General features: G+C 70.8%; 13 protein-coding genes. 6 read left to right on the forward strand and 7 right to left on the reverse strand.

Annotated elements, in window-relative coordinates; all coding sequences use genetic code 11:
• Positions 1 to 113: 113 nt before the first annotated feature.
• Together crcB and DN051_RS23175 are read right to left on the reverse strand one after the other, a co-directional pair.
• Entirely contained in the window at positions 114 to 482 is a 369-nt protein-coding gene (gene crcB, locus DN051_RS23170; RefSeq protein ID WP_053760298.1) for a fluoride efflux transporter CrcB, read from the reverse strand.
• Positions 479 to 985, reverse strand: a complete 507-nt coding sequence (locus DN051_RS23175) for a fluoride efflux transporter FluC (protein ID WP_234388867.1) — start codon at positions 983 to 985, stop codon at positions 479 to 481. Before DN051_RS23175 ends, crcB begins: the two co-directional genes overlap by 4 nt.
• A gap of 129 nt (positions 986 to 1,114) precedes the next feature.
• Between DN051_RS23175 and DN051_RS23180 the strand changes: the two genes are divergently transcribed.
• The 4 genes from DN051_RS23180 (at position 1,115) to DN051_RS23195 (ending at position 5,478) form a co-directional block, all read left to right on the forward strand.
• Positions 1,115 to 2,278, forward strand: a complete 1,164-nt coding sequence (locus DN051_RS23180) for an NAD-dependent formate dehydrogenase (RefSeq protein ID WP_112439422.1) — start codon at positions 1,115 to 1,117, stop codon at positions 2,276 to 2,278.
• 242 nt (positions 2,279 to 2,520) lie between these two features.
• The gene (locus tag DN051_RS23185) at positions 2,521 to 2,943 is read left to right on the forward strand and encodes a hypothetical protein (RefSeq protein WP_053760300.1); all 423 of its coding nucleotides are present in this window, start codon (positions 2,521 to 2,523) and stop codon (positions 2,941 to 2,943) included.
• Between the two features lie 248 nt (positions 2,944 to 3,191).
• Positions 3,192 to 4,367, forward strand: coding sequence for a 4-hydroxybenzoate 3-monooxygenase (locus DN051_RS23190; RefSeq protein ID WP_112439423.1), 1,176 nt, complete (start codon positions 3,192 to 3,194; stop codon positions 4,365 to 4,367).
• A 214-nt stretch (positions 4,368 to 4,581) separates the two neighbouring features.
• The gene (locus tag DN051_RS23195; protein WP_053760302.1) at positions 4,582 to 5,478 is read left to right on the forward strand and encodes a Bax inhibitor-1/YccA family protein; all 897 of its coding nucleotides are present in this window, start codon (positions 4,582 to 4,584) and stop codon (positions 5,476 to 5,478) included.
• 105 nt (positions 5,479 to 5,583) lie between these two features.
• Here the strand turns inward: DN051_RS23195 and DN051_RS23200 are convergent, their stop codons facing one another.
• Complete coding sequence (locus tag DN051_RS23200) at positions 5,584 to 5,811, reverse strand: DUF4287 domain-containing protein (RefSeq protein ID WP_053760303.1); 228 nt, start codon at positions 5,809 to 5,811, stop codon at positions 5,584 to 5,586.
• Positions 5,812 to 5,905: 94 nt separating this feature from the next.
• On the opposite strand from DN051_RS23200, the gene DN051_RS23205 reads away from it, so the two are divergent.
• Complete coding sequence (locus tag DN051_RS23205) at positions 5,906 to 6,217, forward strand: hypothetical protein (RefSeq protein ID WP_053760304.1); 312 nt, start codon at positions 5,906 to 5,908, stop codon at positions 6,215 to 6,217.
• A gap of 138 nt (positions 6,218 to 6,355) precedes the next feature.
• Here the strand turns inward: DN051_RS23205 and DN051_RS23210 are convergent, their stop codons facing one another.
• The 3 genes from DN051_RS23210 to DN051_RS23220 form a co-directional block, all read right to left on the reverse strand.
• Positions 6,356 to 7,135: a hypothetical protein gene (locus tag DN051_RS23210; protein WP_199314999.1), complete on the reverse strand. Its 780-nt coding sequence runs from the start codon at positions 7,133 to 7,135 to the stop codon at positions 6,356 to 6,358.
• Positions 7,136 to 7,416: 281 nt separating this feature from the next.
• Positions 7,417 to 8,637, reverse strand: a complete 1,221-nt coding sequence (locus DN051_RS23215; RefSeq protein WP_053760306.1) for an acetyl-CoA C-acetyltransferase — start codon at positions 8,635 to 8,637, stop codon at positions 7,417 to 7,419.
• 140 nt (positions 8,638 to 8,777) lie between these two features.
• Entirely contained in the window at positions 8,778 to 9,833 is a 1,056-nt protein-coding gene (locus tag DN051_RS23220) for an SGNH/GDSL hydrolase family protein (RefSeq protein ID WP_079001149.1), read from the reverse strand.
• A 149-nt stretch (positions 9,834 to 9,982) separates the two neighbouring features.
• Between DN051_RS23220 and DN051_RS23225 the strand changes: the two genes are divergently transcribed.
• Positions 9,983 to 11,371 carry a cystathionine beta-synthase gene (locus DN051_RS23225; RefSeq protein ID WP_053760308.1) on the forward strand — a complete coding sequence of 463 codons (1,389 nt, stop codon included), beginning with the start codon at positions 9,983 to 9,985 and terminating at the stop codon, positions 11,369 to 11,371.
• Between the two features lie 432 nt (positions 11,372 to 11,803).
• Here DN051_RS23225 and DN051_RS23230 read toward each other — a convergent pair whose 3' ends face one another.
• A complete protein-coding gene (locus tag DN051_RS23230; RefSeq protein WP_053760309.1) occupies positions 11,804 to 12,229 on the reverse strand; it encodes a hypothetical protein in 426 nt (141 codons plus the stop codon).
• Positions 12,230 to 12,321: the final 92 nt, after the last annotated feature.

A 12,321-nucleotide genomic window follows, 5' to 3' on the forward strand; every position in this document is an offset into this window, starting at 1 on the left:
AAGAAACTTCATCACTTTCAAGTGGACGTCTTGGAGATGCGCCTGTCAAGTCCGGGAAGTTCAGGAAGTCCTGTTCCCTCCGCGGCGTTTCTGCGGGCAATCCCGCGGTGCACTCACAGGGTGCTCACGGCGAAACCGGCCGCGGCCGTGCACAGTCCTGCCGCAAGGCTCGACGCGCCGTAGAAGAGGGCTTTTCGGACCATCCCCCGCTCGCACAGACGGACCAACTCGTAACTGAATGTGGAGAACGTGGTGTACCCGCCGCAGAAACCGACTCCGGCGATCGCCACGATCTGCTCGCTCAGCACGTGCCGCGAGCCGAGCCCCACCAGGAGCCCGAGGACGAACGAGCCGCTGACGTTGATCAGCCAGGTGCCGAGGGGGAACGGGCCGGGCCTGCGGTACTGCACGTACTGGTCGAGGACGTAGCGCGCGAGCGCCCCGAGCGCCGCCGCCGCCGCGACCCCCAGCAGGGTGATCATCGCGTCCGCCGGTGCCGGTCGAGGGCGCCGTTCCCGCTCCGGGTGCCGTGCCGCCCGCGGGCGCGGACCCGCCGGCCGAGGAACAGGCCCGCGACGGTGACGGTCGCGCCGGCCAGGAGGCTGCAGAAGAGGTTCAGCGCGGCGGTGAGGTGGTGGCCGTCGGCCAGCAGGCGGTCGGTGTCGACCATCCAGGTCGAGAAGGTGGTGTAGGCGCCGAGGAACCCCACGCCGGCGAACGGGCGCAGCAGGCGCGGCGGTTGCGGGCGCTCCAGCACGGCTCCGTTGAGCAGCGCCAGCAGGAACGCCCCGGACACGTTGACGGCCCAGGTGGTCAGCGGGAAGGTGCCGGCCGGCGCGGCGAAGGCCAGCTCCAGCGCGTACCGGGCCGTCCCGCCCAGCACCCCGCCGAGGGCGATCGCCGCCAGGACGTCGCCGTGCAGACGGGCTCGGAACGGCTCTCGTCCTCGGCCCGCCGAAACGGCCGGGTCTTCACCCACTGGCACATCCGCTCATTATCCGCCGGGATTGCCGCGCCGACTTCCGCTCGACTAAAATTCAAGATCATCGGTACCGACAGGTTCAGTTGCTGATTCGGTTTACCGGAGCAGTGGCCCCACCTGTGGAGGATGGCCATGGCAAAGATTCTTGCGGTGCTCTATCCGGATCCGGTGGACGGTTATCCGCCCGAGTACGCCCGGGACGAGATTCCCACCATCACCGGTTACCCGGGGGGTCAGACGGCACCGACCCCGCAAGCCCTCGATTTCACCCCGGGAGAACTTCTCGGGTGCGTGTCGGGAGAACTGGGACTGCGACGCTTCCTCGAGGAGGGCGGCCACACCCTGGTCGTCACCTCCGACAAGGAAGGCGCGGACTCCACCCTGGACCGCGAGCTGCCCGACAGCGACGTCGTGATCTCGCAGCCCTTCTGGCCCGCCTATCTCACCCCCGAACGGATCGCCGCCGCTCCCCGGCTCAAACTGGCGATCACCGCGGGGATCGGGTCGGACCACGTCGATCTGCCGAGCGCCATCGCCCACGGCATGACCGTCGCGGAGGTGACCTTCAGCAACAGCATCAGCGTGTCCGAGCACGCCGTCATGCAGATCCTGACGCTGGTGCACAACTACCTGCCCGCCCACGAGTGGGTGACGGCCAAGCAGGGCTGGAACATCGCGGACAGCGTCACGCGCGCCTACGACCTGGAGGGCATGGACGTCGGCGTCCTCGGCTCCGGCCGCATCGGACAGGCGGTGCTGCGCCGCCTGAAGCCGTTCGACGTCCGGCTGCACTACAGCGACGTGCACCGGCTGTCCCCCGAGATCGAGGAGGAACTGGGGCTGACCTGGCACCCCGACGCCCGGTCGCTGGTCCCGGAGGTCGACGTGCTGTCGATCCACACCCCGCTGCACCCGCAGACGCAGAACCTCTTCGACGACGACCTGATCGGCACGATGCGGCGCGGGTCGTACATCGTGAACACGGCACGCGCGCTGATCGTCGACCGGGACGCCGTGGTGCGCGCGCTGAACAGCGGCCGGCTGGCCGGGTACGCCGGTGACGTCTGGTATCCGCAGCCGCCGCCGCCCGACCACCCCTGGCGCACCATGCCGTACGAGGCGATGACCCCGCACGTGTCCGGGACGACGCTCTCCGCGCAGGCCCGCTACGCGGCCGGCACCCGGGAGATCCTGGAGAGCTGGCTCAACGGGCGGCCGATCCGCCCGGAGTACCTGATCGTCGACGGCGGCGGTCTCGCCGGAACGGGGGCGCGTTCCTATACAGTCGCTGGATAAGGAATAAAAAGCGCGGACCACAAAAACAGCAGTGGAATCCGCCGAAGATCCATTTTGCCCGCGGCGATCCCGCGACGGGCTGTGAGCCGACTCACCCGGAATTCCGCTGGACGATGTCCGGTGGGGGCTTTAGCGTCGGTGAATAGTTTAATTTGGCATTATGCGAAGGCACCGGCGCCGCGCATAGTGCTTCGCGGGATAACCAGGCGAACGCACGCCGGGAAGGTGGATCAGTGAGCAGCATGGACGCCGTGTGGGTACGGGGCGTGAACGGCATTCAGATGCATCACGTGACCGATCTCCAGGACGCGGGCCGATTCCTCGGCAACGCGGCCATGGCCCTGAGGGCGGCGCACGTACGGACCGGCGCGGACGGGTACATGGGACTCGCCGACGAACTCAAGACCCTGGTGGAACGGGTGCGGAAGCTGGAGGACGCGGCGCGGTCGAGCATGCACGACCTGCACGCGACGGACCCCGAGCGCTTCGCCCGCTGCCGGGACGGTCACGAGCCGTGGCCCGGTGAGATCCCGGCGGGCTTCATCCCCCGCCACACCTGCAAGGACGAGTGCCTGTACCACGACCGCGACGTACTCGACGCGATCATGCAGTGCACCTGCGGGCGGCCGCCGTGCCAGGCCTGCGAGATCGGCGGACAGCTCTGACGCCCTGACGGGCCATGACGACGGCCCGCGACGGACCCCCGGCCACCGGGGAGCCCGTCGCGGGCCGTCGCCGTGCTCGGGGACATCACTTCACGGCCGTCGACACCCGGCACCCCGCGGCCGTTGACACCCGGCGGACGCGGGCGGAGACTCATGACCGAGTGTGTGGTGAAAGAATCTTCACTGCGCGAACGGCGCTTACTGTGTGACACACCGCGGCAAACACGCCCACCCGAAGGGAACGCCCGATGCGCACCACCGTCGGCATCATCGGAGCCGGCCCCGCCGGCCTGCTCCTCGCCCGGCTGCTCCACAACGCCGGCATCGGCTCGGTCGTGCTGGAGAGCCGGGACCGGGCGTACGTGGAGCGGCGGCAGCGGGCCGGGATCCTGGAGCAGGGGACGGTCGACGTGCTGCGCGCGGCCGGCGCCGGGGCGCGGATGGACCGGGAGGGCCTGCCGCACGAGGGCATCGAGCTGCGATTCGACCGCCGCCGGCACCGGGTGGACTTCCCCGCACTGACCGCCGGACGCTCCGTGATGGTCTACGCCCAGACCGAGGTGTGCAAGGACCTCATCGCGCTGCAGACCGAGCAGGGCGGTCCGCTGCTGTTCGAGGCGGAGGCGCTCGCCGTCGAGGACGCGGACGGCGACCGGCCACGCGTCCGCTTCCGGCACGAGGGCCGCGAGGACGTCCTGGAGTGCGACTACGTCGCCGGATGCGACGGCTTCTGGGGCGTCTCCCGCTCGGCCGTGCCGGCCGACCGGTCCCAGATCTTCGAGCGCACGTACCCCTTCGGATGGCTCGGTGTCCTCGCCGACGTGCCGCCCTCCCACGACGAACTGGTCTACGCCCGCCACGAGCGCGGCTTCGCCCTGCTCTCCATGCGCTCCACGTCCGTCTCCCGCCTCTACCTCCAGGTGCCCGACGGGACCGACGCGGGGGACTGGCGCGACGAGGAGATCTGGGCGGAGCTGGAACGGCGCTTCGAGACCGCCGACGGCTGGCGCCTGGAGCGCGGGCCCATCACCCAGAAGTCGGTCACGCCGATGCGCTCCTTCGTCCACGAGCCGATGCGGCACGGGCGCCTGTTCCTGGCCGGTGACGCCGCGCACATCGTGCCGCCGACCGGTGCCAAGGGGCTCAACCTGGCCGTCGGGGACGTGGTCACCCTGGCCCGGGCGCTGGCCCACGAGCGGCGGACCGGATCCGCCGACCTGCTCGACGCGTACTCCGAGACGTGCCTGCGCCGGGTCTGGCAGGCCGAGCGGTTCAGCTACGACATGACCACGCTGCTGCACCGTCACCCCGACGCCACGCCCTTCGAGGACCGGCTCCAGCTCGCCCGGCTGGCCCGGATCACCACCTCGCGCGCCGCCGAGACGGACCTCGCCGAGGCCTACACCGGATTCCGCCTCGACTGAGCCGTCCGCGGGGGCCCCGGTGGATCACCGATGGGTTCCGGCGCGGTAGCGAGTTCGTCATGAATCGGTGCCCTCCGCTGCCGGGAATCAAGGACCCGGCTAGCGTGTTTCCCAGCACGAGGGGGGAAAGATCCTCCCCAAGCACTAGGGTCATTCCTTTGCCTGTCTATTACTCTTGAGCCAAGGCTACGCAGGGTGGCCATGGAGGAGTGAAATGAGGAGCAGCAACCCGGTCTTCTCGCGACGGGGGTTCAGCCGCGACAACGGCTACGCGGGCTTCAACACCGCGCCGCAGGCCGGGGGCGCACCTGTGGGTACGCAGGGCAACCCGTACGCCCAGCCCGGAACCGGCAACCCGTACGCGCAGAACCCGTACGCGCAGAACCCTTACGCCCAGCAGGACCTCCAGCACGGAGCGCCGCAGGCCCCGGTCACCACCGACCGGATGACGATGGACGACGTCGTCATGCGGTCCGCCATGACGCTCGGCACCGTCGTCGTCGGCGCCGTGCTCGCCTGGGCGCTGCTTCCGGTGTCGTCCAGCAGCTTCGGCCTGGCCATCGGCGCCGCGCTCATCGCCTTCGTCCTGGCGATGGTGCAGTCCTTCAAGCGCAACGCCTCGCCCGCGTTGATCCTGGCGTACGCCGCCTTCGAGGGTGTCTTCCTCGGCGTGATCAGTGAGATGTACAACAGCCAGTGGTCCGGCGCGCCCTTCCAGGCGGTGCTCGGCACCATGGCGGTCTCGGGCGCCACGCTGCTCATCTACAAGGCCGGCTGGATCCGTGTCACCGCGCGTTACGCCCGCATCGGCATGGCCATCGCCATCGCCTTCGTGCTGGTCCTCGCGGTGAACCTGCTGCTGGTCGCCTTCGGTGTCGCCGAGGACGGCGGTCTGCGCAGCATGGGCCCGCTCGGTGCCATCGTCGGCATCCTCGCGATCGTGCTCGGTGCCTTCTTCCTCACCCTCGACTTCAAGCAGATCGAGGACGGCATCGCCTACGGCGCGCCGCGCAAGGAGGCCTGGCTGGCCGCGTTCGGCCTGACCATGACGCTGGTGTGGATCTACATCGAGATGCTGCGCCTGGTCGCCATCTTCAGCGGCGACGACTGATCGACCCCACACGCTCCGCCGGACGGCGGACCGATGTGACAGGGCCCCGGGATGCGTTCCCGGGGCCCTTCGTCGTGTCCGGTGTCGGTGAACAGCGGTGCGCGCTCAGAGCAGTTTGCGCGCGGCCCTCCTCAGGTCGTATTCGTGAATGATCGCCTTGGCGTGGCCGTACGCGAGGTTGTGCTCGTGGCGCAGCCAGCTGACCTTCTCCTCGAAGCGGAGAGCGGGGCCTTCCTCGACGGTGCGAAGCCAGTCGGAGATGGCGCGACCCGTGCAGTGCGGGATGCGGGCGAGCAGATTGCGATGGGTCTCCTCGGAGAAGACTTGGGACATCGGCGCCTCCGGACGCAATCGGGTGTAAGCCGGTCCTTCAGGTCACGGTGCCTGAGCGTTCGCCCGTTGGCAACAGTGCGGGTAGCCTGCCGCCGTGGTTGATACGACGCGTCTGATCGGCGCGGTTGATCAGTTTGCCGATCGGTTGAGGGCGGCGCCGCAGAGCCGTCTGCAGCGAGGGGGTGCCGCCGAGGCGTTGGCGCTGGCCAGGGAACTGGCCGGCTGGGCGCAGAAGCTGGAGTCCCCCGAGGCGGAGCCGCGTGAGATGCCGGACGCGGGGATGTTCGCGGCGGCCGATCAGATCACCGTCGCCGGACGCGATCTGGCCGTGGTCCTCACGACCGACGGCGAGGTGGAGGAGGCCGTGCGGGCCGTGGCGGAGGCCCAGAAGCGCGCGGGCGTGTGACGGGCCGAAAGTCCGTACGGGCCGTGCCGGTTCGCGGTGTCCGTCCGTCCGGCGGGCCGCGTGCCGGCGCGGCCCGGGCCGTGGGAGACGGCGTCGCGGGCCGCGTGCTCGGCGGCCCCGGCGTTCTTCGCGTCGTCCTCAGAAGGACGCGATGACGCGGTCCGCCAGGATGTAGACGTTCTCCTCGCCGCAGGCGAAGGTCAGCGTGTAGGCGCCGGAGATGCCGGAGCCGCCCAGGAGGTACGGGGTCTCGCCGGTGCCGAGCGCGGCGGCCAGCCGTTCGGCGGTCTCCCGGTGGCCCGGGGTCATGCACAGCGTCGTGCCGTCGGCGAAGACGTAGACGTCGAGGGTGCCGAGCGGGCCCGGACGGACGTCGGTCAGTTCGACGCGGGACGTGGCCAGGTCCTCCAGGGCGGCCACCGTACGCTCATGGTCGCCCACGACCGGTGAGACGGCCGGGGTGAAGTCCGGGTGCGAGGGGTGGCGGCGGCGCGCCGCGGCCAGCTCGGGGGAGTCCCCGGCGTACTCCTCGCTGTCCGGGCCCGGCTCGGACACCGGCTCCAGCGGTTCCATGCCTGCGAAGTCGGTCTGCCGGGGCAGGAAGAGGTCGGCGTCGGTCAGCCCGAGCAGGGTGGGCGCGTCGGGCAGGTCCCGGGCTTCCTGGGCGGCCCAGAAGGCCCGCGCCTCGGCCAGCTCCCGCTCCCGCTCCTCGGCGAGCGCGTCGGCCACGGCCGCGCGTATCTCCTCGGTGTCCGCGGTGGTGCGGGCGGCGGGGACGTGCGCGCGCGCCGCGGCTCGCCCTTCAGCGAGCTCCGTGTGCAGGGCCGCCACCTGACGGCGCAGCTGCAGCAGGGTGCGCAGGACGGCGACGCCCACGGCGCCCGTGGCGGCCGTGGTGACCAGCAAGGCGATCGGCATGGCGCTCACTGACGTTCTCCCGGTTCAAAGTCGACCCCCGACTTCCTACATCAGCTTGATGGGTGAACTAACCAGCTGTCAGTGCGTAATGTCACGAATCGGACAGGACTATGGGTCCGAGGGTTGTCATGTGGCTGCTCTGACCTGCGGTGATTCCTGTGACTAGGGAGATAGGTCACATCCTGGGGGAGATTCGATCACAAAGCGGCCCGGAACCCCGGTGGTCACGGGGTTCCGGGCCGTTTCGTGGCGGTGGGTGCGGCGCCGGCTACGAAGGGGTGTCAGCTCAGGCGCTCGATGACCATCGCCATGCCCTGACCGCCGCCGACGCACATCGTCTCCAGGCCGAACTGCTTGTCGTGCCACCGGAGGGAGTTGATCAGGGTGCCGGTGATGCGGGCGCCGGTCATGCCGAAGGGGTGGCCGACGGCGATGGCGCCGCCGTTGACGTTCAGCTTCTCCAGCGGGATGTCCAGGTCGCGGTAGGAGGGGATCACCTGGGCGGCGAACGCCTCGTTGATCTCGACCAGGTCGATGTCGCCGATGGTCAGACCGGCACGCCGCAGCGCCTGCCGGCTCGCCTCGACCGGGCCGTAGCCCATGATCTCGGGGGACAGGCCCGAGACGCCGGTGGAGACGATGCGGGCCAGCGGCGTCAGGCCGAGCTCGCTCGCCTTGGTGTCGGACATGATCACCAGGGCGGCGGCGCCGTCGTTCAGGGGGCAGCAGTTGCCGGCGGTGATCAGGCCGTCGGGGCGGAAGACCGGCTTCAGGCCGGACACGCCCTCCAGGCTGACGCCGGCGCGCGGGCCGTCGTCCTTGCTGACGACGGTGCCGTCGGGCAGGGTCACGGGGGTGATCTCGCGCTCCCAGAAGCCCTTCTCGATGGCTTCCTCGGCCAGGTTCTGGGAGCGGACGCCGAACTCGTCCATCTCCTGGCGGCTGACCCCCCAGGACCGGGCGAGGTTCTCGGCGGTCTGGCCCATCGCCATGTAGGCGTCGGGTATCAGGCCGTCCTCGCGCGGGTCGTGCCAGGTCGAGCCCTCGGACCGGGCGACCTCGGCGGTGCGGGCCTCGGCTTCGGCGAAGACCGGGTTGTGCGTGTCGGGCAGGCTGTCGGAGTTGCCCTTGGTGAACCGGGAGACCATCTCGACACCGGCCGAGATGAAGACGTCGCCCTCGCCCGCCTTGATGGCGTGCAGGGCCATGCGGCTGGTCTGGAGGGACGAGGAGCAGTAGCGGGTGACGGTGCAGCCGGGGAGGTGGTCCATCCCCATCTGCACGGCGACGATCCGGCCGAGGTTGTTGCCCTGCTCGCCGCCGGGCAGACCGCAGCCGAGCATCAGGTCGTCGATGTCCTTCGGGTCCAGCTCGGGGACCTTGTCTAGCGCGGCCCGGATGATCGTGGCGGCGATGTCGTCGGGGCGCAGGTCCTTGAGGGAGCCCTTGAAGGCGCGCCCGATGGGGGAACGGGCGGCAGAGACGATCACGGCTTCGGGCATCACGGCTCCAGTGGCGAACGGGGATCGAGCGGGGCTGCTTGGGAAGTTACCCGCACGTATGGGCTGGGTCACGGGTGTGGCGGTGTGACTCCGACCGCAATTTTCTAAGCGCTTGCTTTTTGATTTTCGGGCACGCGGCCCTAGAACGGCTGCGTCGAGGGCTGGGACGAGGGCCGCGACGACGGTTCGGGGGACGACTCCGGTTCCTGCACCCGGCGTCGCCTACGTCGCTTGAGCAGGGCCCAGGGACCGCGCGGCCCGGACGGCATCGCCGCCGTGACCTCCGTACCCGCCTCGGACGCGGCCTCGGCGGCGGCGCGGGCGACCGGGAGGAAGCCCTCGCGGCGCGAGACGTCGGGGCGCTCCTCGTCGGCCGGCCACAGGCCGAGAGCGGCGCACAGCGTGGGCAGGACGGCCATCGCGGCGGTCGCGTAGCCCTCGGCCGACGGGTGGTAGTTGTCGGGGCCGAACAGTTCCCGCGGGTTGGCGGCGAACTCGGGGCCCAGCAGATCGCCCAGGGACACCGTGCGGCCGCCCTGCTCGACGACTCCGATCGTCTGGGCGGCCGCCAGCTGGCGGGAGGCCCGCCGGGCCAGCCAGCGCAGCGGCTGCTGCACCGGCTCGATGGTGCCCAGGTCCGGACAGGTGCCGACCACCACCTCCGCGCCGGCCGTGCGCAGCCGCCGTACGGCCGTCGAGAGATGGCGCACCGAGCGCGTCGCGGGCATGCGGTTGGTGACGTCGTTCGCCCCGATCATGATCACGCAGATGTCGGGGATCCGGTTGTGGTCGGCCAGGGCCAGGGCCACCTGGCGGTCCAGGTCGTCGGACCGGGCCCCCGGCAGGGCGACATTGCGCAGCCGCACCGGGCGTTCCGCCACCGCCGCCAGGCCCGAGGCGAGCAGCGCCCCCGGCGTCTGGCCGGCCCGGTGCACCCCTTGGCCGGCGGCCGTGGAGTCACCGAGGACGGTGAGCCTGAGGTGCGGTTCGCCCGGGGTGTCGTAGCCGCGGCCGTAGAGCCCGTCCGCGTTCGGCACCCGGGACGTCGTGCCGTTGCCCACATGACGCCTGGCCAGCCGCACCTCCGCCAGTAACAGACCGACCGCCGCCGCACCGGCCAGACCGACACCGCCGCCGCCGTAGGCCGCGCCGGCCGCGATGCGCCTGGCCACCCTCGCCCTCGACATGCTCGTCATGCGTCGCCGACACCTCCTCGCATCCGTACATCCACTGCTTGCCCCGAAGCGACCGTCCGCCAATCTCAACTACGCGTGAACGCCCGGGACGGGCCTTAGGCTGGCGGCACACCACGACCACACCTTCTGCAGCATCCGGAGACAAAACGGTGCAGTTCCACGACTCGATGATCAGCCTCGTCGGCAACACCCCGCTGGTGAGGCTCAACCACGTCACCCATGGCATCCGGGCCACCGTCCTGGCCAAGGTGGAGTACTTCAACCCGGGCGGATCCGTGAAGGACCGGATCGCCCTGCGCATGATCGAGGCGGCCGAGCAGAGCGGCGAGCTCAAGCCCGGCGGCACGATCGTGGAGCCGACCAGCGGGAACACCGGGGTCGGCCTCGCCATCGTGGCGCAGCAGAAGGGGTACAAGTGCATCTTCGTCTGCCCGGACAAGGTCTCCACGGACAAGATCAACGTGCTGCGGGCCTACGGGGCAGAGGTGGTCGTCTGCCCGACGGCGGTCGACCCCGAGCACCCCGACTCGTACTACAACGTCTCCGACCGGCTGGTCCGTGAGACGCCGGGCGCCTGGAAGCCGGACCAGTACTCCAACCCCAACAACCCGCTCTCGCACTATCACTCCACCGGCCCCGAACTGTGGGAGCAGACCGAGGGACGCATCACCCACTTCGTGGCCGGCGTGGGCACCGGCGGCACCATCTCCGGGACCGGCCGGTACCTGAAGGAGGCCAGCGAGGGCCGGGTGCAGGTCGTCGGCGCCGACCCCGAGGGCTCGGTGTACTCCGGCGGCTCCGGGCGGCCCTACCTCGTCGAGGGCGTCGGCGAGGACTTCTGGCCGACGGCGTACGACCGCACCGTGGCCGACGAGATCGTCGCCGTGTCCGACAAGGACTCCTTCCAGATGACCCGGCGGCTGGCCAAGGAGGAGGGTCTGCTGGTCGGCGGCTCGTGCGGCATGGCGGTCGTCGCCGCGCTGCGGGTGGCCGAGCGGCTCGGTCCCGACGACGTCGTGGTCGTGCTGCTGCCGGACAGCGGACGCGGATACCTCAGCAAGATCTTCAACGACGAGTGGATGGCCGACTACGGCTTCCTGGAGGACGAGGGCCCGAGCGCCCGCGTCGCCGACGTGCTCAGCGACAAGGAGGGCGGCGCCATGCCCTCCCTCGTCCACATGCACCCGGACGAGACGGTCGGCGAGGCCATCGACGTGCTGCGCGAGTACGGCGTCTCGCAGATGCCGATCGTCAAGCCGGGCGCCGGGCACCCGGACGTGATGGCCGCCGAGGTGGTGGGCTCGGTCGTCGAACGCGAACTGCTCGACGCGCTGTTCACCCAGCGGGCCTCGCTCGGCGACCCGCTGGAGAAGCACATGTCGGCGCCGCTGCCGCAGGTCGGCTCCGGCGAACCGGTCGGTGACCTGATGTCCGTGCTCGGCACGGCGGACGCGGCGATCGTGCTGGTGGAGGGCAAGCCGAACGGTGTGGTCAGCCGGCAGGACCTGCTGGCCTTCCTCGCCAGGAAGGCGAAGTAGCGGCGAAGCCGCCGTGCACGGGCCGTGTCCGGAGCGAACTCACGGTGACGTGCGGGTTCGCCGGTTTCGCGGAAGTGGTACGAGCGTGTCACGTCCGCGCAGCACCGGCTTAACACGGGTCCGGCACATTGGTGGGTGTCGGCAGGGCGGGAGCGGCTCCCCGCCCCGGCCGGCACCGAACGGCGCCAAGGACCTCCGGAGCGGCTCCCGGACCTCCATGGACGCCATGGACGCGCAAGCCCGGCCCTGACCGGCCCGCGTCCTTCGCGGGGACCGCCGTCGTCCCGCCCCCCGGCGACGGGGGTGCGGCGGTCCCCGCGCACAACCTTTACGACGACCTGCGTCCGGCCCCGGTGCGCGGTGGGCCTGCGGCCCGCCCGTTCGCCGGGGCCTTTTTCGCGTCGGTGCGGCCGAGCGCCTTCCGCCCCGCCGTCAGTCCTCCCAGGCGTCGTCCTGGCCGCCGGTCCGGCGCCTGCGGAACAGGGCGGGGTTGACGCGGGCGGCCTGGAAGGCGTTGACGCCCACGATGCCGGCCCACGCGACGAGCAGGCCGGGGAGTCCGGCCACGCCGCCGCCGATGGCGGAGAGCGGGACCGCCAGCACCAGCGAGACGATGCCGAAGCCGAAGCGCTCGCCCCAGGAGTCCGTCGGCTCGGGCGACCGCGTGTCGCGGGCCGCCGCCATCTGCTGCTCCGCCACCTGCCGGCGCACCCGGCGCTCCACGGCGCCGTCGATGCGCTGGTCGACCTTCTCCAGGAACGAGTCGACCAGCGCCGACTCGTACTCCTCGCCCAGTTCCCTGCGGGCTTGCAGGGTGGCGTCGAGTTCCTTCTTCAGGTCGGCGTCCCGCGCGTCCATTCCGCTCATGCACCTCACGGTAGGGAGCGTGCCGGGCGGACGCACTGGGGCTAGCCCCCCGGTCGGCGGCGGGTCAGCCGGAGGGCGTCAGC

Origin of the sequence: Streptomyces cadmiisoli, assembly GCF_003261055.1 — a bacterium.
GTDB lineage: Bacteria > Actinomycetota > Actinomycetes > Streptomycetales > Streptomycetaceae > Streptomyces > Streptomyces cadmiisoli.